Source organism: Nocardia sp. NBC_00511, assembly GCF_045161165.1.
Taxonomy (GTDB): domain Bacteria; phylum Actinomycetota; class Actinomycetes; order Mycobacteriales; family Mycobacteriaceae; genus Nocardia.
The window spans coordinates 330,446-349,878 of sequence record NZ_CP107849.1 but is presented as its reverse complement, the minus strand read 5'-3'; the positions used below and the strand labels follow the sequence as shown (position 1 = coordinate 349,878).

Annotated in this window: 19 protein-coding genes; 11 read left to right on the top strand and 8 right to left on the bottom strand. The window is 69.4% G+C overall.

Annotation, left to right across the window (positions count from 1 at the left end):
• Positions 1-35 precede the first annotated feature (35 nt).
• The gene (locus OG300_RS01675; RefSeq protein WP_405491387.1) at positions 36-380 is read right to left on the bottom strand and encodes a hypothetical protein; all 345 of its coding nucleotides are present in this window, start codon (positions 378-380) and stop codon (positions 36-38) included.
• Positions 381-566: 186 nt separating this feature from the next.
• Here OG300_RS01675 and OG300_RS01670 point away from each other — a divergent pair, with 186 nt between their 5' ends.
• The 6 genes from OG300_RS01670 to OG300_RS01645 all read left to right on the top strand — a co-directional run bounded on the left by OG300_RS01670 (position 567) and on the right by OG300_RS01645 (position 7,583).
• A complete protein-coding gene (locus tag OG300_RS01670; protein ID WP_405491385.1) occupies positions 567-1,952 on the top strand; it encodes a sensor histidine kinase in 1,386 nt (461 codons plus the stop codon).
• The gene (locus OG300_RS01665; protein ID WP_405491383.1) at positions 1,949-2,635 is read left to right on the top strand and encodes a response regulator; all 687 of its coding nucleotides are present in this window, start codon (positions 1,949-1,951) and stop codon (positions 2,633-2,635) included. Before OG300_RS01670 ends, OG300_RS01665 begins: the two co-directional genes overlap by 4 nt.
• Before the next feature lie 58 nt (positions 2,636-2,693).
• The gene (locus OG300_RS01660) at positions 2,694-4,508 is read left to right on the top strand and encodes a serine/threonine-protein kinase (RefSeq protein WP_405491381.1); all 1,815 of its coding nucleotides are present in this window, start codon (positions 2,694-2,696) and stop codon (positions 4,506-4,508) included.
• Positions 4,498-5,451, top strand: coding sequence for a hypothetical protein (locus tag OG300_RS01655; RefSeq protein ID WP_405491379.1), 954 nt, complete (start codon positions 4,498-4,500; stop codon positions 5,449-5,451). Before OG300_RS01660 ends, OG300_RS01655 begins: the two co-directional genes overlap by 11 nt.
• A gap of 133 nt (positions 5,452-5,584) precedes the next feature.
• A complete protein-coding gene (locus tag OG300_RS01650) occupies positions 5,585-6,481 on the top strand; it encodes a hypothetical protein (RefSeq protein WP_405491377.1) in 897 nt (298 codons plus the stop codon).
• Between the two features lie 70 nt (positions 6,482-6,551).
• On the top strand, positions 6,552-7,583 hold the full coding sequence (locus OG300_RS01645) for an ATP-dependent 6-phosphofructokinase (RefSeq protein WP_405491375.1): 1,032 nt from the start codon (positions 6,552-6,554) through the stop codon (positions 7,581-7,583).
• A 72-nt stretch (positions 7,584-7,655) separates the two neighbouring features.
• Here the strand turns inward: OG300_RS01645 and OG300_RS01640 are convergent, their stop codons facing one another.
• Positions 7,656-8,234, bottom strand: coding sequence for a CGNR zinc finger domain-containing protein (locus tag OG300_RS01640; RefSeq protein ID WP_405491373.1), 579 nt, complete (start codon positions 8,232-8,234; stop codon positions 7,656-7,658).
• Positions 8,235-8,443: 209 nt separating this feature from the next.
• On the opposite strand from OG300_RS01640, the gene OG300_RS01635 reads away from it, so the two are divergent.
• Complete coding sequence (locus tag OG300_RS01635; protein ID WP_405491371.1) at positions 8,444-8,662, top strand: hypothetical protein; 219 nt, start codon at positions 8,444-8,446, stop codon at positions 8,660-8,662.
• A gap of 28 nt (positions 8,663-8,690) precedes the next feature.
• Positions 8,691-9,095: a 4-oxalocrotonate tautomerase family protein gene (locus OG300_RS01630; protein ID WP_405491370.1), complete on the top strand. Its 405-nt coding sequence runs from the start codon at positions 8,691-8,693 to the stop codon at positions 9,093-9,095.
• A 33-nt stretch (positions 9,096-9,128) separates the two neighbouring features.
• Here OG300_RS01630 and OG300_RS01625 read toward each other — a convergent pair whose 3' ends face one another.
• Together OG300_RS01625 and OG300_RS01620 are read right to left on the bottom strand one after the other, a co-directional pair.
• Positions 9,129-9,329: a DUF397 domain-containing protein gene (locus OG300_RS01625; protein ID WP_405491368.1), complete on the bottom strand. Its 201-nt coding sequence runs from the start codon at positions 9,327-9,329 to the stop codon at positions 9,129-9,131.
• A complete protein-coding gene (locus OG300_RS01620) occupies positions 9,326-10,207 on the bottom strand; it encodes a helix-turn-helix domain-containing protein (RefSeq protein WP_405491366.1) in 882 nt (293 codons plus the stop codon). Before OG300_RS01620 ends, OG300_RS01625 begins: the two co-directional genes overlap by 4 nt.
• Positions 10,208-10,517: 310 nt before the next feature.
• Here OG300_RS01620 and OG300_RS01615 point away from each other — a divergent pair, with 310 nt between their 5' ends.
• Positions 10,518-10,733, top strand: a complete 216-nt coding sequence (locus OG300_RS01615; RefSeq protein WP_405491364.1) for a hypothetical protein — start codon at positions 10,518-10,520, stop codon at positions 10,731-10,733.
• Here OG300_RS01615 and OG300_RS01610 read toward each other — a convergent pair.
• The 3 genes from OG300_RS01610 to OG300_RS01600 all read right to left on the bottom strand — a co-directional run bounded on the left by OG300_RS01610 (position 10,730) and on the right by OG300_RS01600 (position 14,891).
• A complete protein-coding gene (locus OG300_RS01610; RefSeq protein ID WP_405491362.1) occupies positions 10,730-12,802 on the bottom strand; it encodes a protein kinase domain-containing protein in 2,073 nt (690 codons plus the stop codon). The two genes, OG300_RS01615 and OG300_RS01610, sit on opposite strands and share 4 nt — an antisense overlap.
• A 68-nt stretch (positions 12,803-12,870) precedes the next feature.
• Positions 12,871-13,530 carry a response regulator gene (locus OG300_RS01605; RefSeq protein ID WP_405491360.1) on the bottom strand — a complete coding sequence of 220 codons (660 nt, stop codon included), beginning with the start codon at positions 13,528-13,530 and terminating at the stop codon, positions 12,871-12,873.
• Between the two features lie 155 nt (positions 13,531-13,685).
• Positions 13,686-14,891, bottom strand: a complete 1,206-nt coding sequence (locus tag OG300_RS01600) for a sensor histidine kinase (protein ID WP_405491358.1) — start codon at positions 14,889-14,891, stop codon at positions 13,686-13,688.
• 166 nt (positions 14,892-15,057) lie between these two features.
• On the opposite strand from OG300_RS01600, the gene OG300_RS01595 reads away from it, so the two are divergent.
• Entirely contained in the window at positions 15,058-15,891 is an 834-nt protein-coding gene (locus OG300_RS01595; RefSeq protein WP_405491356.1) for a hypothetical protein, read from the top strand.
• Between the two features lie 185 nt (positions 15,892-16,076).
• Positions 16,077-17,369 carry an alpha/beta-hydrolase family protein gene (locus OG300_RS01590; RefSeq protein ID WP_405491354.1) on the top strand — a complete coding sequence of 431 codons (1,293 nt, stop codon included), beginning with the start codon at positions 16,077-16,079 and terminating at the stop codon, positions 17,367-17,369.
• A gap of 9 nt (positions 17,370-17,378) precedes the next feature.
• Here OG300_RS01590 and OG300_RS01585 read toward each other — a convergent pair whose 3' ends face one another.
• The gene (locus OG300_RS01585) at positions 17,379-19,370 is read right to left on the bottom strand and encodes an ADP-ribosylglycohydrolase family protein (RefSeq protein WP_405491352.1); all 1,992 of its coding nucleotides are present in this window, start codon (positions 19,368-19,370) and stop codon (positions 17,379-17,381) included.
• Between the last annotated feature and the right edge of the window lie 63 nt (positions 19,371-19,433).

The window sequence follows — 19,433 nt, the reverse complement described above, 5'->3', positions numbered from 1 at the left end:
CTCGTTCCCCTCATCGAAATGTGGTGCGGTGCTGCTCAACCGGCCAGGGCGCGGACCTGGGGCCGGTGGATCAGGTGCTCGGTGTCGTAGCTGTCGAGGATCGCGCGCAGCGCGGGCTGTTCGGCGGCCAGCTCGGCGTACACCTGCCGCGCCGACTTGCCCTGCGCCAGTGCGTGATCCAGTTTCACGGTCAGATGGTTGTCCCAGCGGTGGCGCAGGGCCAGCAGCACGCCGTCGGGTCCGCCGAAGAGCCGGTTCAGCTCGGGCAGATTCTCGAACAGCTTGGGGTCAGCGGGATTCCGTGCGATATCGCCGCCCGCCGCCCGATCCAGGACGGTGTGCAGGATATCGGTGCGAGCGTGAAAGTCTGCCCAGGACATGGCCCTCAACCTCTCGTCGCGCATCCGGTTCGGTTGCCGGACGCTGTGCCATTGTCCTAAAGCTACGAGCGCTCGACCCTCGCTGTCGTCGTGCCGCGGACGCGACTTGACCTCCTACTCCGGTAGGAGACGAGCCCCTGCCGCCGGACGATGTACGCCGTCTGATTCGACGGATAGCCTTGCAGAATGAACGTGACCAGCGCCACCCCCGCGTCGATCGGGCAGGCGTTGCGGAACACGCGGCACTGGACGCGTGGCAGTCGCGAACGCCTGGGCCTGTTCGTGCGGCATCCGATCAGCGAGTACCGCCGCTACATCGAGGCCTTCGGCTACGACTATCCGGTCCCGCTGGTGACGCTGGTGGATCTGGTGCTGATCGGCACCGCGACGGTCGCGATGATCCAGCGCTACACCGGCGGATACTCCGGCCCGCTGCCGTTCCTGGCCTTCTTCCTGGTCCTGCTCATCGGCCCGCCCTGCGTGGTCTTCAATATTCCGCCGCATCCGCTGCTGATCACCGGCCTGACCGCCTCGGCGACCGCCTTGTTCCTGGTGCAGCCGATCCCGGCCGATTTCGCACCGGGCCTGCTGATCGTGGGTGCGGGCGAGATCGCCGCGACCGCCGCGACCGCCGTCAGTGTGCCGTCGGCACTGCTCATGGCGGCCGAACTGCTGCTGTTCGAACGCTTCGGGCATATCGGCTCGGGTCTCATGTGGTGGAACATCGGGATGCTGTTCGGCTGGATGGTCGGGCGAATGCTCAACTATCAGCGCCGCCACCTCTATCAGGAACGCGAGGCGCAGGGCATCCGCACGCAGGCCGCCACCGACGAGGAGCGCCGCCGCATCGCCCGCGAGGTGCACGACGTGATCGCGCATTCGCTCAGCGTCACCCTGCTGCACGTCACTGCCGCCCGGCACGCGTTGCAGACCGATCGGGATGTGGACGAGGCGGTCGACGCGCTCGCCGATGCCGAGCGGCTGGGCCGCCAGGCCATGGCCGACATACGCCGCACGGTCGGGCTGCTCGATCAGCGCCCCTCGCCCATGACTCCCGAACCCGGACTCGACGACATCCCCGATCTGATCGGCGATTTCGTGCGCGCGGGCATGCCGGTCGATGTCCGCAGCGAGGGTGACGGCGATGCCGGGCAGATCTCGCCGGGGCAGGGCCTGGCGCTCTACCGCATCTGCCAGGAGTCGCTGTCCAATGTCGCCAAACACGCGCCGGGTGCCGGTGCGCAGGTGCGAATCGAGATGTGCGACAAGTACATCGACCTCACCGTGACCAATACCCTGCCGCCCGGCGCGGCCGACCGACCCGGTCGCGGGATGGGCCTGTCGGGGATGCGCCAGCGGGTCACGCTGCTGGGCGGGCGGCTCACGGCCGGACCCGACGACGACGGCTGGCGGGTGCAGGCCCGGATCCCCTTGACCGGCCCGGCGCTCGCCGCCACGCCGAACGCCCACTACGTCTGTCCCATCACCGGTGCCGAGGAGCCCCTCTTGACCATGCTGCACAACATCACCCGCAAGCCCCAGCCGGACGGCGGCTGGGAGGCGCAGCGGTGACCGATCGGTCCGATGACGAACTGATCGGTGTCCTGGTGGTGGACGATCAGGAACTGGTGCGCGGCGGTCTGCGTCGAATCCTGCGCCGCCGCGACGGATTCGCGGTGAGCGAGTGCGCCGACGGCGACGAGGTGCCCGCCGCGGTCGCGACCCACCGCCCGGATGTGGTGCTGATGGATCTGCGGATGAAGCGCATCGGCGGTATCGAGGCGACCCGGACCCTGCGTGCCGCGCCGGGTGCTCCGGCGGTGCTGGTGCTGACCACCTTCGACGACGAGCAGCTGCTCTCGGGCGCGCTGCGGGCCGGGGCGGCCGGCTTCCTGCTCAAGGATTCCCCCGCCGAGGATCTGATCCGGGCGGTGCGGACCGTCGCGGGCGGCGGCTCGTGGCTGGATCCGACGGTGACGCCGCAGGTGCTGACCACCTATCGGACGGCGCGCCCGGCCGCCGCGCCGGGCCGCAATCGCCTGTCGGAGCTGACGGTTCGCGAGTTCGAGGTGCTGGAACTGATCGGTCGCGGCCGCTCGAACACCGAGATCGCAGGCATCCTCGGCATCTCGGAGGTAACGGTGAAGAGCCACGTGGGACATATCTTCGGGAAGCTCGGGTTACGTGATCGTGCGGCGGCCATCGTCTTTGCGTTTGACCACGGCGTAGTGGCACCGGGAGAATCCACCTCCTAGAGGGTGGGTCGCGAAGTTCCTCGTCGCTTCCCTCCTACGAGTTGGAGGTTTTGACGGGGTGGATGCACCGCAGTCGCGGGCCGGCAGCAGGTTCGGTCCGTACGAGTTGCGTTCCCTGCTGGGCAGGGGCGGCATGGGTGAGGTCTACGAGGCGTACGACGCCGTCAAGGATCGGGTCGTCGCCGTCAAACTGCTACCCGCCGAGCTAGCGAAAGATCCCTCTTACCAGGAACGTTTCCGCCGCGAAGCGCAGGCGGCGGCGCGGCTGGCCGAACCGCACATCATCCCCATCCACGACTGGGGCGAGATCGACGGTGTGCTCTACATCGACATGCGGCTGGTGCGCGGGCGCGATCTGCGTTCGGTGCTCGACCATCAGGGTCCGATGCCCGCGTTGCGCGCGATCACGATTCTCGAGCAGGTGGCGGCGGCGCTGGATGCCGCGCACTACTCGGGCCTGGTGCATCGTGACGTCAAACCCGCCAACATCCTTGTGACTGATGCGGATTTCGCATATCTCGCGGATTTCGGCATCGCCCGGGCCGAGGGCGATTCCACCATCACGGTCACCGGCACCGCGGTCGGCTCATACGCCTACATGGCCCCCGAGCGCTTCGACGCGGGCCCGGTGTCGGGCAGCGCGGACATCTACTCGCTGGGCTGTGTGCTGCACGAGTGCCTCACCGGCAACAAGCCGTTCCCGACGCAGAACATGAGCGCGCTGGTGCGGGCGCATCTGTCGGAGCCGCCGCCGCTGCCGAGCCTGGAGCGCGCCGGAATTCCGCCCGCGCTGGACGCGGTGGTGGGTCGCGCGCTGGCCAAGAATCCGCAGCAGCGCTTCTACACCGCGGGTGAATTCGCCCGTGCCGCAAGGGCTGCGCTCGCCGGTGGTGCGACGCCGCCCCCGCCCGCCGAACCGCCGCGACCGGGCCGCACCGTGCCGCCGGGACCGCCGGTCGGTCCGCCGTCCGCGCCGCCGACGACCGTGCTGCCCGCCGCGGGCGGGTTCGCGCCGCCGACCACGGCGCTGCCCGGGGGCAGTGTGGGCGCGCCGCCCACCACCATTCTGCCGACCGGTCGGAATTCGGATCCGACTGTGCGGCAGCCCAATTCCGGCAATTTCCCGGCCTACATCACCGGCTCCTTCCCGCCCGCCCCCGACGAGGACGCCGGGCCCGATCTGCCGGTGATCCTGCCGTCGGACCCGACTCGGGTGCGGGTCAGCGACTTCCACTACACGCCGCTGCCGCCGGACGCGCAGGAGCAGGCGGTCTGGGGTCACGCGCAGGCGCAGCAGCGGGACTTCCCGTACGCGCCCGCGCCGGATCCCTCGCTGTATCCGACCTCCGATCATCCGCGCGTCGACCCCACGCCGGTGCCGCCTCGACGGCGGCGGCGCAGGTCGGTGGCGGTGCCGATCTCGATCGGCGTGCTGGTGGTCGCGGCGGCCGCGATTGCCGGTGCGATCGGCTGGCAAGTCCTCGACCGCCCCGGCAACGAAACACCGAGTGCGACCGCCGCGCAGACGGTTCCGAGCAATCCGGTGACCACGCGCGCACAGTCGTCGAGCCCGAGCACCAGTGCCGCGCCCGCGTCGGTGCAGCCGCCGCCGGGTTCGACACCGTGTCCACCGGCGTTCGCGGCGGTGGGTGGTTACACCACTTCCGCTACCGGAAATACCGTGACCAGTTGTCCTTTCGCAGAAGAGGTTCGCCGTGCCTACGCCGACGCGACGTCGAGTCGGCCGGGTGCGGCGGTTAGTGTGGTGGCAGTGAGTCCGGTGACCGGCCGGTCTTACACGATGAACTGCACGGCCGCAGGCAAATTGGTGACCTGCGCCGGTGGTGAGAACGCGGTGGTGTATGTCTACTGATCCGATCCCCGCCTGTCGCAAGGGAATTGCGCGCGGGCTGGCATTGGCTGCTGTCGTCGCGGTGTCCGCGTGTGGCTTCAATGTCGGTGCCGCACATCGCCCCACGGTGCAATCGGCCGGTATCAAGGCGGCCTCCGACAGCGCGGCATTGCAGAACGTGCCGATGATCGCGCCGGATTTGCCGGAATTGTTCGGATTGCCGAAAACCGTTGCCTTCACTGCCGATTTCGCCGATCTGAAGGCGCAACTCGACGGCCGGATCGGCGTCGCCGTGATGCCGGTCGGCGGCGGCGATCTGACCCAGCTCGGCGACTGGACCACCGGCATCGCCTGGTCCACCATCAAGGTGCCGCTCGCGCTGGCCGCGCTGCGCCGCGATCCCGACGGCATGCGCCCCACCGCCGAGGCCGCCATCACCTTCTCCGACAACGATGCGGCACAGTCGCTCTGGAACTCCCTGGGCACCGGCGGGGAGGCCGCCGCCGCGGTCGAAGCGGTGCTGCGCGAAACCGGTGACACCAACACCGATGTCGCCGACCGCCACACCAAACTCGCCGCACTGGAATCCGATGACGGGCTGGCCTTCGGCGCCACCGACTGGTCGCTGGCCGACCAGGTGCACTTCGCCGCGCGGCTGCCCTGTCTGCCGCGCGCGAACTCGGTGGTCTCGCTGATGAGTGAGATCACCCCGAGCCAGAGCTGGGGTCTGGGCCGACTGGTCGGCGCGGAGTTCAAGGGCGGCTGGGGTCCCGACGACGACACCGGCAAATACACGGTGCGCCAATTCGGTCTGGTGCCCACACTCAACGGTCCGGTGGCCGTCGCGCTCGCGGTCGAACCCACCTCCGGCAGCTTCGACGACGCCACCGACATGATGGACAAATTGGCGCTGCTGGTCGGCGACCACCTGCCGAATCTGCACGGCGGCCTCTGCTCTCACTGAGCGGACGCCGAAAACCGGCGATACCCACCGGATTTGACCCCGATTGTGCCGACCCACAACAATCCATCCGATTGACGGGGGTAGGTGTGTCCGCTAGGAACAGGGAACGCACCGGCACGATGGAGGTAACGGCGTGGACGCACCGAGGGGTCGCACCCGGCGATGGGCCCGGGCCGCGGGGTGCTCCGCGCTGGCGCTGCTGGTCACCGGCTTGACCGGCTGCGGCTCCAAACCCGTTATGGTGCCGGAGAAGACCACCGTCACCGCATCCGCGGGCGCACCCCCGGTCGCGCCGCCGACGGTCGCCATGCCGGGCACGCTGGCCTGGGAATTCACCAACGACCTGGAACCGACGCTGGCGGGTCGCATCGGGCTGGCGTTCATGCCGGTCGGCGGAAATCAGGTGGGGGCCTTCGGGGATTGGAAGTCCGGGGCCGGGTGGTCGACGATGAAGGTGCCGCTGACCATCGCGGCCCTGCGCCACGACTCCTCCAATACCGTTGCGGCGCTCAATGCCATCGTCTACTCCGACAACACCGCCGCCGACACGCTGTGGCAGTCGCTGGGCACCCCGGAGGCGGCGGCGCAGGCTGTACAGGGCGTGCTGCGCGAGGGCGGCGACACGGTCACCACGGTGCCCGCCACCCGGGCCCGCTCGGACTATTCGGCGTTCGGTCAGGCCGATTGGTCGCTGACCGATCAGCTCCGCTTCACCGCCAAGCTGCCGTGCCTGCCGCAGTCGGACTCGGTGACCTCGCTGATGGGCAAGATCAGCTCGGGGCAGCGCTGGGGGCTCGGCACCCTCGACGGCGCGGTGTTCAAGGGCGGCTGGGGGCCGGACGCCAATGGAAACTACCTGGTCAGACAGCTGGGCCTGATTCCGGTCGACGGCGGGCAGCTCGCGATAACCATTGCGGCACAGCCAACTTCCGGATCCTTCGACGACGGCACCGCCATGCTCACCAAGATCGCCACGGTGATCGGCAAGCATCTCGACGAACTGCGCGGCGGCGCCTGCGCCGCGGGCTGATCCTGGTCGTAACCAGCGGTTCACGGGGGCGAACCCCACGAAGGATGGCGATCAGGGCAAGATGGACGCCATGCGCATCGGAGTCTTGACCGGAGGCGGAGACTGCCCAGGCTTGAATGCCGTGATCCGAGCTGTCGTTCGGACCGCGAACGGCCGCTGGGGGGACGCGATCGTGGGGTTCCAGGACGGCTGGCGCGGCCTACTGGAGGATCGCAAGATCCAGATCCTCAACAACGATCGCACCGACCGGCTGCTCACCAAGGGCGGCACCATCCTCGGCACCGCCCGCACCAATCCTGATGTCCTGCGCGCCGGTCTCGGCCGCATCAAGCAGACCCTCGACGACAACGGCATCGACGCCCTCATCCCGATCGGCGGCGAGGGCACCCTGACCGCCGCCTCCTGGCTGGCCGACGAGGGCGTCTCGGTGGTGGGCGTGCCCAAGACCATCGACAACGACATCGACTGCACCGACACCACCTTCGGCCACGACACCGCGGTCGCCATCGCCACCGAGGCCATCGACCGGCTGCACACCACCGCCGAATCGCATCAGCGCGTCATGCTGGTCGAGGTGATGGGACGGCACGCGGGCTGGATCGCCGTCAACTGCGGTATCGCCTCCGGCGCGCACCTGACCCTGGTCCCCGAGGTCCCGTTCGACGTGGACGAGGTCTGCGCCATGGTGAAACGCCGCTTCCAGCGCGGTGATTCGCACTTCATCTGCGTGGTCGCCGAGGGCGCGCACCCGGATCCCAACTCGATGACGCTGCGCGACGGCGGCATCGACGAATTCGGGCATGTCCGTTTCACCGGCGTCGCCCAGCAGTTGGCCATCGAGATCGAACGCCGCATCGGCAAGGAGGTCCGCACCACCGTGCTGGGCCACGTGCAGCGCGGCGGCACCCCCACCCCCTACGACCGGGTGCTGGCCACCCGCTTCGGCGTGCACGCGGCCGAGGCCGTGCACGCCGGGAGCTTCGGGCAGATGGTGTCGCTGAAGGGCAGCGATATCGAACTGGTCCCGTTGTCGGAGGCCACCAAGCAGCTCAAGCTGGTCCCGCCGGACCGCTACCGCGAGGCCGCCGCCTTCTTCGGCTGAGCCCACCCCGCAGCCATCACGAGCGCCCCGATCACCCGGTCGGGGCGCTCGTCGCGTGTGCGGCCCCGGCTCTCAGTCCCGGTGCTGCTGATAGTGGCGCGCGGCGCGGGCGCGGTTGCCGCATGCCACCGAGCACCACTCCTGCCGGGGATGGGCCTTCAGGTAGTAGCGCACGCAGCGCGGCGCGGGACAGACGCGGACCTGCTCGGGCAGCGGTCCGGTGAGGAATTCGATGGCGGCGTCGGCCAAGCCCGCACGGAGGGTGTCGATGTCGCCAGAGGTGAGCAGGCGGAATTCCGGCCGGGGACCGGCGTCGTCCCATTCCAAGCGGCGCAGCACGGGGGCGGCGGCGCGGTTGAGGGCCGCGAGGGCGTCCGCGAAGGGCGGCAGCACCGCGGCGTCGGCCGAGCTGGGCGCCTGCGGCGCAACGGCTTCGGCGAACAGGGCGCGCACGTTCCGGCGCAGCTCCACCAGCGCGAGCCGATCGGCTTCGGTGGGGTGGTACGCCTCGAGATCCAGGTACACCCCCAGGTTCGCGGCATTGGCGAGCAACCAGTCATGGGTGGACTCGGGGGTGGCGAAGGCATCGGTGAGACCGCGGCCGGTGGCGCGCAGGGTGTTCACGAACCGGAATGCCAAGGGGTCGACCATCTCTCGATTCTAACGGGAATTGAATCGGTAGGACATTATGTTCTAACGGATGAACAAACGATCTTCCGTTAGAAAGTCGCAGATCATGATCCCTCGGAGCACACCCGGAAACGACTGTCCGGCAGCCTGATCCACCCTGTCGCCAACTGTCCCCCACCTGGCGCGACATGCCCCGTAAGGCCGTCGCACGTCACCTTAAGGTCGGAAAAATGAACGCCGTCAACGTCAATCAGCCCCTGGATCTCACCGTGCTGCGCAGCCTGCTGCACAACGGAATCGTGCAGCGCGCCGTGGCCCTGGCCCTCGCGACCATCGTCCTGATCGCCCTGCACCACCCGACCTGGGTGCCGTATTCGGTGAGCCTGTACGCGATCTGGAACGCGGCCGCCGTCACCATCAACGCGACCCGCGCCGCCCGGTCACGCTGATTCCCACTCCCGGACAGGAGTCCGTCCCATGCCCTTCGCCCGACTCACCATCGCCGACCCCGCCGTATCCGCGGACGTACAAGCCGAATTGGCCGCCGCGATCACGGCGTTGCTCGAGAAGGACCTGCTCAAAGAGCCGGAAGTGACCGTCTTCCATACCAATCTGGTGCCCGCCGACCGCTGGTTCGTCGACGCCACCCGGCTCACCGGCACGACCGGTGCGCATCTGGAAGTCAGTATCACGGTGGGCACCAACACCGCCGCGGAGAAGGCGGCGTTCATCGAGCACGCCTACGAACTGCTGCACGATCGGCTCGGGCCACTGCCGGGTGCGGTCTACGTCGCCCTCTACGAACTCGACGGCGAGAGCTACGGTTACAACGGCGTCACCCAGTTGGCCCGACGGCGGCTCGATCCCGGCGAAAAGGACTGAGCCGCACCACCGTCCGCGCCCCGGCGGATTCGATCAGTTGGTATCGAACCGGCCGGCGGCCAGGGCGGCGGTGAAGCGGTCCCAGTCCGCGGCCGGGAAGATCAACGCGGGTCCGGTGGGATTCTTGCTGTCGCGGACTCCGACACCGGCGGACAGGAACGCGACTTCCACGCACTCCTTGGCGCCGGTGCTGCGGACGCTCTTGAACCACCTGACGCCGGATTCGACGGTCACGTCGCGTACTCCTTCGCTGCCCTCCGCAGGAGGTCTCTGCTGGTCGTCTCGTCCAGCGCGGATTGCTGGATCGCTTGGTACGCCTGGCGATAACGGTCCACCGCCGCCTGCTTCTCCAGGTAGAGGTCCCCGAGGAAGTTCTCCAGGTATACGACCGTGGGTTCGAGGGGCCGATTACCGCTGTCCGCACCGAACTCCAGGATCACGAACGGGCCGACGGTGTGACCGATCGGCACGCCCGCGGAGAAGGGTAGTACACGAACAGCGATCGACGGCAATGTCGACATGTCCGCCACGCGCCGAAGTTGCCCGGCCATTACGCGCGGATTGCCGACAACGCGATGTAGTGCGGTTTCATGCACCACCACATCGAATCCGGCAGGACTTCGCTTGCGCGTCAAGAGGCTTTGACGACGCACCTTCAGCTGCACCCGGCGGTCCAGTTGCTCGGGTACAGCATCCGGCCAGTAATCACCGATCAGGACCCGCGCGTACTCGGCGGTCTGCAGCAGACCCGGGAAGATCTCGGGCTGATAGGAGACCAGGTTGCGGGCCGAAGCTTCCAGCCCCACATACACATTGAAACCTTCGGGCAGCAGGTCGTCGTATTCGTGCCACCAGGACTTGACGCTGGCCTGTTGCGCGAGGCCGGTGAGCGCGGTGGTGAACTCCTCGTCGAAGTCGTAGATGCGGCACAGCTCCCGGATGTCGAGCACCCGGATCTTCTCCGCGTTCCCGGTCTCGAGTCGCTGTAGTTTCGACTCGCTCCACTCCATCAGGGCGGCGGCCTCGGCGATGGTCATATTGCACTGCATGCGGGCTTCCCGCAGGTAACGGCCCAGTTGGCGACGCGGCAGTGTGGAACCGTGCTCGGACATCGAATCCTCCCCCACGAAGGCTTATTTCGGTCACTGCGAATGATGCTCCCACGCGATATGAATGCCGACCTGGAGCTTTGGGAAAGTTTGCCACCACGACCGGCCTGCGATTGTCGGTTCGCCCGAACGGTGCTGGACTGGGTATCGCGCCCGGTGAGAAACCGGAGCCCTTGCTATCTCTGGACCCACTCGTCCCCGAGCCGGGCGCACCAAACTTCCCTCGCCGCCGATACCCTGGGCAGAGACCCGCGCTCATGCAGCGCCGACACCGACGCCGGATCGCGAACCTGCTCACAACCCTCGCAGACCGGTGGACGCGATGCTCTTCCTCTTCGACTGCATGATGGATCCCGGCAATCTGGCGCTGCCACAGGCACATCAGGCCATGCAGATCCACAAGTGCTGCACCACCGAGAACTGCATGGTGCGGCGACGAGCCCGTCAGGTCCTGGTCGAGCTGGGGGAAGTGGTGCTGAGTCTGCCGCAGGCCGACCTGTGCGGGCCGCCCCTGGCCCCGGGACGCTAACCCGCGACGACGACCAGCACGACCGCCAGCATGAGCACCAGGGTCAGCACCGCCAGGCCCAGCACCACCATCGCGGTGACTTGCGAGGGCTCGGCGCGCTGTGGGGTCCGAATCAGCCTGGGCGGCGTGATGTTCGGGGCGTACTGCCCGTACGGCGGCGGTACCGCGTATCCGGCCGCGGTGACATTCGCCGCGGATGCGTCGACACCGGCGGTCCCGAGCGCACCGTCCGAAACTGGCGAAATATCCGAATCAGGTTCGGCGGCAGCGGATGCCGCGAATGAACCGTCCGAAGTGTCGAGTTCCGAACCGGACCGGCGATGGGCACCGGGAGTCCGCGACCCGACGGCGGCACCCGCGACCGGGACGAACTCCCCGGATTCAGGGTGGCGGGCGTGTTTGCCTGAATTTCGGGGCATATCAGTGGAATCGGACAGGTCGGTGAAGTCGGCGGGTTCCGGCGCCCCGGCGACCGGTTCGCTCGGCGCGGACGTCGCCGCCACGCCCGATCCACGTTCGGCTACCGAGACGCGCTGTGCCCCGGCGAGAAACGCGGCCACCGCCACCAGCGGCTGCGCGACGGAGGTATCGGTGGGGGCAGCCTGCGCGGGCTCGGCGGTACTCGGGGATTCCGCCACCGGGTCCGGCGTACGGATCGGGTTCGGAGTGATCACCGGCTGCGCGACGATATCGGTGGGCTGCTGCGACGAATCACCCTGCGCCGGTTCGGCGGACCCCGGATAGGAGCGAACGGTCGGTCCGGACGCCACGGTATCGGCCTCCGACGCCGACGGCCCGGCAGGCGCGGGCGGCACCACGGGAACCAGCGGTGCGGGCACGGCGACGAGTTGCGGCGGCCCGGCGGGCACGGGCGGCACCACGGGAGCGGGCGGCGCGGGCACGGCGACGAGTTGCGGCGCAGGGGGCACTGCGGTAGCGGGCACGGGCTGCGGCGGCGGGCCGGACGGCTGCGGCGCGGGCGATGCCGACGGCTGCGGCACCGCGCCCGGCTGATGCGGCGGCGACGGATACACCGGGCTCGGATATGCCGGTGGTGGAACCGGATACTGCGCGGGCGGATAACCCCCGGCCGGTGGATAGCTCGGCGCGGCCGCCGGATATCCGGGTTGCGGGACGTAGCCGGGCGGGTACGGCTGCGGCGAATCCGCGTGCGCGCCAGGCGGATTCGGATACGGCCGCGGGGTCTGTGGCAGCAGATGGGACGGCAGCGGCTGCGCGGCGGTCAGGGCGCGGCGGGCGGCCTTGGCGAAATCGCTACAGGTGGGGAAGCGGTCGGCCGGGCGTTTGGCCATGCCCTTGCTGAGCACGGCGTCCATGGCCTGGGTGAGCCCGGGGCGGCGCAGGCTGACCGGCGGCGGCAGCATCTGCAGGTGGCCGTTGATGAGTTCCTGCGGGTCCGGCGAGTCGTAGGGGCCGGCGCCGACCAGCAGCCAGTAGAGCGACAGGGCCAGCGAGTACTGGTCGGTGCTGGAGTCCAGTGGCGCGCCGGTCATCTGCTCGGGCGAGGCGTAGGCGAGGGTGGCGGTGAACATGCCCGCCTGGGTGAGATGGGTGGAATCCTCGCGCAGGCGGGCGATGCCGAAGTCGGTGAGGAACACCCGCTCCCCGTGCCCGCCGATCGCGCGCGCCAGAATGATGTTGGCGGGCTTCACATCCCGGTGCAGCACCCCCATGCCGTGCGCGTAATCCAGTGCGCCCGCGACGCCTTCGATCACCTGGACCGCGCGCTCCGGCGGCAGCTGCGTCACGTCGACCGCGGCCGCGTCCACGCCGTCCACGTACTGCATGGAGATCCACAGCTGCTCGTCCTCGGTGCCGCGATCGAACACCTCGACGATATTCGGGTGGTCGAGCTGCGCGACCAGGTCGGCCTCGCGTTCGAAGCGGGCGCGGATCTCCCTGTCCGCGTACAGTTCCCGGTTCAGCAGCTTGAGTGCCGTCAACTTGCCCAGCCGGGGGTGGCGGGCGAGATACACCGCGCCCATCCCGCCCTGTCCGAGCAGTCGTTCGATGGTGAAACCGGCGAACACGTCACCGCTATTCAGCACTGTTCAGGACCCCCTTCCGGTGACGTACAAGTCCGTGAGCCTACCCGCAGAATCGCTGTCCGGGCAGGTCAGCCCGGGGTCACCAGGCCGGACTCGTACGCGAGCACCACCGCCTGCGCCCGGTCGCGCAGGTTCAGTTTGGTGAACACCTTCGAGACGTGTGTCTTCACGGTTTGCTCGGCGACGAAAAGGCTTTCGGCGATCTCGGCATTGGACATGCCGCGCGCCACCAGTTCCAGCACTTCGCGTTCGCGCGGGGTGAGCACCGACAGCTGCGGCGCGGGTGCGCGGCGGGCGCGGCGGCGGGTGACATCGGCGATCAGCCGCCGGGTGACGGTGGGTGCGAGCAGGGCGTCACCGGCGGCGACGACGCGCACCGCGCGCACCAACTCCTCGGCGGGGGCGTCCTTGAGCAGGAACCCGCTCGCGCCGAGGCCGAGCGCCTCGTAGACGTAGTCGTCGATATCGAAGGTGGTGAGCATGAGCACCCGCACCGGCGGTTCGAACCCGGCCGAGAGGATGAGTTTGGCCGCGTCGAGGCCGTTCATCTCCGGCATGCGCACATCCATCAACACCACGTCCGGGCGCAGCCGTTTCGCTTCCGCGACAGCGGTTTTCCCGTCCGGGGCGTCACCGACGACGCTGATATCGGGCTGAGCGGCCAGTAGCGCGCCGAACCCCTGCCGCACCATCGCCTGGTCGTCGGCGATCAACACGGTTATCGCCACAATCCCACCTCACGCACGCCACCGAGTTTGCCATGCCCGGGGGCCGAGAGCTGCCCGCACGGCAGGTTCGCACCCCGGGCACCGGCGATCCGGCGCGACCGGCGACGGTGAGCGGCCCCGCGGGGGTGACCGCGGGGCTCGGTGCGGGGCTCGGCTCAGCGTCGCACGGCGGTCGGATCCAGGGCGGCGACCAGCGGCAACTCCGCGCGCACTTCGAAACCGCCGTCCGCGCGGGGACCGGCGATCAGCATGCCGCCGACGGCGCTCGCACGGGCCTGCATTCCGGCGATCCCGCTGCCGGAGGCGCCGGAGTGCTCACCGGTGCGCACCGCGATCGGGCGGTCGTTGCCGACGATGAGGGTCAGGGCGGTCGCGCAGGTGATGGCCACTCGCACCGGCGCGCCCGGGGCGTGCCGGGAGGTGTTGGCCAGCGACTCCTGCACGATTCGATACAGCGCCAGTCCGGTGGTGTCGGGCACCGCGTCGAGGCTGCCGTCGACGGTCCAGGTGATCGGGACGCCCGCGCGCTGTGCGGCCTCGAGCAGGCCGGGCAGGTCGGTGGCGGCGGGTTGCGGGGAGTGTTCGGGCAGCTGCCCGTCGCTGCGCAGCACGCCGAGCATGCCGCGAATCTCGTTGAGCGCGGCCCGAGCTCCGGTGCCGATGGATTCGAATTCCTCGCGTGCCGCCGGAGAGAGTCCGTCGATGCGGTAGGGCGCGGTCTGCGCCTGCACCACCACCATCGACATGTGGTGGGCCACCACGTCGTGCAGATCCCGTGCGATGCGGGCCTTCTCCTCGAGGATGGCGCGGCGGGCCCGCTCCACCTCGGTGACCTCCTCCTGCTTGAGCAGGGCCTGCCGCGACACCACCACCCAGCGGATCAGCAGCCCGAAGATCACCAGCCCGGTGATGGCCAGCGGCCAGCCCAATCCGGTTTCGGCGAAACTGTCACCGGTCTGCGCCATGGTGGTGGCGAACAGCAGCGATGTCGCCACCCACACCACGGCCACCATCCGGACCGGCGAGCGCACCGCCACCGCGAACACCAGCACGAACAGCGCCAGAATGTGGACCACCTGGAACGGCAGCGAACTGCCCGCCTTGTGCGGCACCGCGAGCGCGATCAGCAGTGCCGACCCGGCCGAAACCGCCCATCCCAGTTGCGGATTCACCCGCACCAGCAGCACCGGCAGCGCCGCGAACCCCGCGATGAACGGCATCGCCGCCGCGGGCACCCGATGCGTCAACTGCAGCGTCGGCCACGCGACCGCCATGAACACGATCGCCACCAACACCGTGAAGCCATCGAACCACTGCCGCGCTCCGAGCACCCGCGACCGACCAGACAAAGTACCGACCATGCCCTCGACCGTAGAGACCTCCGGCGTCCCTCACCTCCCGCCCCCGGGTGATCTCCCACCCCCTACCCGGGTACTACACCCGTCCGCCACTCCCCCACCCCGCCCACCCCGGAACGCCCCCGCAGGCTGACGCCCCGCTCACACCCCGATTCCTAGCGTCGTCCTCATGAGAGCGTTCCCGACGTCCCCCAGGATCTCGCCCCGTTCCACCACCCCGCAGCCCCTGCGGGCCACCGACGACGCAGCGATCACTTCAGCGCCCGAGGAGTCGGCGAACAGGTCGCGGCACCCGCTGGCGCGAGCCGCGGTGCTGGCGGCGGCCGCCGCCATGGTGTTCTCCGGCGGCGTCGCCTTTGCGCCGAGTTCAGGCGCGGCCGTGACCACCCCGATCGCGCCCGAATACGCTCCCGCCCGCGTGGGGATTCTGGAAGCGGTTGCCGCGCAGCCGGATCCGGCGCTGATTCCCGATGACTTCGTCACTCAGGCCGGGTATCGGCCGGTGGTCGAGGCCGGGATGCTGATCAATCCGCAGGGGGACTGCTCCTCTCCGGTGCCGCTGCCCGCCGAGTTCGATCTGGCCTGCAAGTCGCATGATCTCGGGTACGACCTGCTGCGGTATGCGGCGGCGCACGGGGAGCCGCTGGGGCCGTGGGCGCGGCAGACGGTGGACGCGGCGTTGGAGCGGCGGATGCATGCCGCGTGCACGGATCGGGCCGGGGCGTTGTCGCGGGCGCAGTGCGATGTGATGGCGTCGGTCGCCACCACGGCGGTCGATCTCAATTCCATTCGCCAGGACTACGGCGATCCGATCTACGAGCCGTTCTTCGAACCCTCCTCGCATACCCCGTCCGAGGCGACCATGCTGCTGGGCGGGGTGGGGCTGGCGTTCGTGTCGGCCACTGTCGCAACGGTTCTCGTGCGCCGCCGTCGTGCTGCCGGTCACGTGTCGAGCACTCGTGCCGGGCGGGCGACCATGCCGATCGCGACGGTGTCGCAATGACCACTCGAATCGGGGTGGCCCCATCTGCCAGTGGCGTCACGACGCCCCTTGTCGCGCGCGAAAAGCGGCTGTCCGGTGTGAGTGGCGCGTCGGTCCACCGCTCCACGGCGACGACCGGTGCTCGCGGCCGAATGTCGTTGCGGAGCTTGGAAATCACGCTGCCGAGGTTTGGCACGAGTATCGCGGTGGGAGTGGGGGTCGTGATGTCGCTCGGGCCGGGACTGTTGCCGCGGACGCCGTCGGCGCAGGGGATGTTGACCGCGTTGCTGGTGCTGGTCGCGCTCGGGGTGGCGGCGCTGGTTCGAATGCTGTTGCGGTTGACCAGGTTCGGTGGGTTCACCTCGCGGTGGGGGCGGGCCTCGGCGGCGGTGGTGGCCGTCTTGGCGGTGAGTACGGCGATGGGGTACGCGGAGCACTGGCAGAACGAGTTGCGCTCGGCGATGGGGGTGGCGGGGATCGGTCCGGCGTACTGGGGACAGTGGGCGCTGTGGACGGCGGGGATCGCTGGGGTGGTGCTCATGGTCTGTCGCGGCGCGCGGTGGGTGGTGCGGCGGCTGGGGCGGGCGCGCAGCGTGGTGGCGGGAGTGGCGTTGTTGGTGGCGTTGCAGGCGATAGTTGTTCCGGCCGTGGTGGATTGGCGTCGCTCGGCGTACGCGGCGTCGAATTCTTTCGTGGATCCGGAGCTGGTGCAGCCGGAGTCACCGAGCCGGTCGGGGAGTCCGGTGTCGATGGCGAGCTGGCCGTCGCTGGGTGCGCAGGGGCGGCGCTTCGTGGCGGGCAGTCCGGCGCGGACGGCACGGATCTATGTCGGGTTGAATTCGGCGGTGGATCTGGATACCCGGGTGGCCCTGGCCATTCGGGAGCTGGAGCGCACCGGCGGGCTGTATCGGGGCAATATCGTGGTGACGGTGCCGACGGGTTCGGGCTGGATCGACGGTGATGCCGCGCGCGGCCTCGACGAACGCTTCGGCGGGGACGTGGCGCTGGTCGGCCTGCAGTATTCGGACGCCCCGAGCTGGGTGACCTTCCTGTTCGGCCGCCGCGCGGCGGAGGATTCGGCGCGGGCACTGTTCGAGGCTGTGGAGCAACGGATTTCGGCGCTGCCGCATCCGCCGAAGCTCTACATCTACGGTCAGAGCCTGGGTGCGCTGGGCGGCAGCTCGGTCTTCGCCGACGACGCCGATCAGGATCGCCGCACCTGCGGGGCGCTGTGGGCGGGTCCGCCCGCCGGGCAGGCCCATCACGGCCGCGCGACCGTGCTGGCCAATGCCTCCGACCCGGTGGTGCACTGGTCCCCCGCACTGTTGTGGCGCGCACCGGATCTCACCGGCACCCGCCCGGACGCACCTGTCCCGCAGTGGCTTCCGGTGATCAGCTTCCTACAGACCAGCGTCGACCTGCTCGGCGCACTCGACGCCCCGCCGGGACACGGCCATCGCTACGGCACCGATCAGGGCACCGCCATGCCGTCGTGCTGACCGAACCGGTCAGGGCATGATGCGCGGCATGGTGGTGCCGGGACGTGCTGGCGGGGAACGGAATTCGTGGTCGAAGTCGGTGGCGAGGCGTTCGATGGCAGCCGCCACGTCCAGGCGGGTCCGCCACAGCTGCGGGATGGCCTGCACACCGAGCCGGGTACCCAGCAGCGACCCGCAGATCGCACCGGTGGAGTCGCTGTCGCCGGAGTGGTTGACCGCCAGCAGGACTCCGGTGCGGAAGATCTGCTCCGGACTGCCGCCGATGTTCTCGGCGCACAGCGCGGCGCACACGGCCAGCGCCAGCGCCTCCGACCCGATCACCCCGGAGCCGAGCACTTCGAGCACGGCGGGATCCGGAATCCGATGTCCGGGAGCCGAGACCCGGTCGGCGAGCCGCACCGCCGCGTCCAGCGCCCCGGAGGTCTCCTCGTGGTCGCGATGCCGGATCAGCAGCACCCGCGCCCGTTCCAGCGCCGCCCGCACGTCGAGGCCGCGCCGCAGCCCGAACACGGTGGCGGCCAGCACCCCGGCGGGCAGCCACCCGCCGGGATTGCCGTGGGTGAGAGCCGCGGCGTCGCACGCCAATTCGAACGCGTACTCCATCGACTGGGTGAATCCACAGGGCGCGGAACGCACTACGGCCGCACAGCCCTTGGAGTCGTTGATCGGCCGATCCCGGGTGCCCAGCGGCGTTCCCGGGCGGCGCTGCGCCGCGACCCGCTGCAGCGCGGTGATGGTCGCGTGGGTGGGCCCGCGGTAGGTCATCAATTCCGGGTATCCGGTGAGCCCGCTCTGCAATGGCACCGGCTGTTCGGGCACGGTGGCCTGCCCCTGTCCGCGCAGCCAGACCAGCAGGTTCTCCTGCACCAGCCCGACGGTCGCGGCCACGCCGCGCTCCCGCGCCCGGGCGCCGCGGATCAACGCCTCCATGGTGAACAGGGTCAGCTGGGTCTCATCGGAGATGCGGCCCTTGTACGAGCTGCCTTCCCCGGTGATGCCCTGAATCCCGTACCGCTGCTGAATGTTGTGCAGCAGCATGGTTTCGATCGGCGCGCCCAGCGCGTCCCCGACCGCGCCGCCGTAGAGGCAGCCCAGCACGGTCTCCGGTCGCGGCGCGCGTTCGGTGGTCGCCGCGCGCGGCCGCCGCACCAGCGTCACCGGTTCGGCCATGGTCTCCCAGGCGGCCTGCGCGAATTCGAAGCAGGTGTCGTAGCGGTCGCGCGGATCCTTGGCCAGCGCCCGCCACAGCACCTCGTCGAGTTCTGCGGGCAGTTCGGGTCGTAGTCGGCTCACCGACGGCGGCGCGGACTGCAGATGCCCGAGCATCACGGTCGCGATGTTCGCGGCGTCGAACGGCCCCTGCCCGGTGAGCAGCCGGAACAGCGTGCACGCCAACGAGTATTGGTCGGAGCTGCCGTCCAGCGGCGCGGAGGTGAGCTGTTCGGGCGAGGCGTAGGCGAGGGTGGCGTTGAGCATGCCGGTGCGGGTCAGGTGCGCGTCGTCGTCGAGGGCGCGGGCGATCCCGAAGTCGCTGAGCAGCGCCCGCGCGCTGAATCCGGCGCCGATCCCACCCGAGCGCGACAGCAGGATGTTGGCGGGCTTCACATCCCGGTGCAGCACGCCGCGCTCGTGCGCGTAGTCGAGGGCGGCGGCGGTCTGCACGACGATCTCCATCGCGCGTTCGGGAGCCAGGTCGTAGGGGTCGATGGAGGCGCAGTCCACGCCGTCCACGTATTGCATGGCGATCCAGAGCTGTTCGCCCTCGGCCCCGCGGTCGTAGACGTTGATGATGTTGGGGTGGTCGAGCTGGGCGATGACGTTCGCCTCCCGCTCGAAGCGCGCCCGGGTCTCCGGGTCGGCGAACATTTCCCGGTGCAGCAGCTTGAGCGCGATCAGCCGCGGGAGCCGTGGGTGGCGGGCAGCGTAGACCGAACCCATTCCGCCACGGCCCACTTCGCGCTCGATCACGTAGTCCGCGAAGACTTCGCCGCGTCGCAACATCCCCTGAGAAACCCTTCAACCCTGCCGAACCGGTGCCAGCCTACCGGTCTGGTCCGACTGATC

Excerpts from the sequence above, each read along its gene's own strand:
- OG300_RS01645 (WP_405491375.1), top strand. The coding sequence starts at position 6,552 with ATGCGCATCGGAGTCTTGACCGGAGGCGGAGACTGCCCAGGCTTGAAT.
- OG300_RS01600 (WP_405491358.1), bottom strand. The coding sequence starts at position 14,891 with ATGGTCGGTACTTTGTCTGGTCGGTCGCGGGTGCTCGGAGCGCGGCAG.
- OG300_RS01655 (WP_405491379.1), top strand. The coding sequence starts at position 4,498 with ATGTCTACTGATCCGATCCCCGCCTGTCGCAAGGGAATTGCGCGCGGG.
- OG300_RS01620 (WP_405491366.1), bottom strand. The coding sequence starts at position 10,207 with ATGTCCGAGCACGGTTCCACACTGCCGCGTCGCCAACTGGGCCGTTAC.
- OG300_RS01670 (WP_405491385.1), top strand. The coding sequence starts at position 567 with ATGAACGTGACCAGCGCCACCCCCGCGTCGATCGGGCAGGCGTTGCGG.
- OG300_RS01640 (WP_405491373.1), bottom strand. The coding sequence starts at position 8,234 with ATGGTCGACCCCTTGGCATTCCGGTTCGTGAACACCCTGCGCGCCACC.
- OG300_RS01595 (WP_405491356.1), top strand. The coding sequence starts at position 15,058 with ATGAGAGCGTTCCCGACGTCCCCCAGGATCTCGCCCCGTTCCACCACC.
- OG300_RS01635 (WP_405491371.1), top strand. The coding sequence starts at position 8,444 with ATGAACGCCGTCAACGTCAATCAGCCCCTGGATCTCACCGTGCTGCGC.
- OG300_RS01675 (WP_405491387.1), bottom strand. The coding sequence starts at position 380 with ATGTCCTGGGCAGACTTTCACGCTCGCACCGATATCCTGCACACCGTC.
- OG300_RS01585 (WP_405491352.1), bottom strand. The coding sequence starts at position 19,370 with ATGTTGCGACGCGGCGAAGTCTTCGCGGACTACGTGATCGAGCGCGAA.
- OG300_RS01630 (WP_405491370.1), top strand. The coding sequence starts at position 8,691 with ATGCCCTTCGCCCGACTCACCATCGCCGACCCCGCCGTATCCGCGGAC.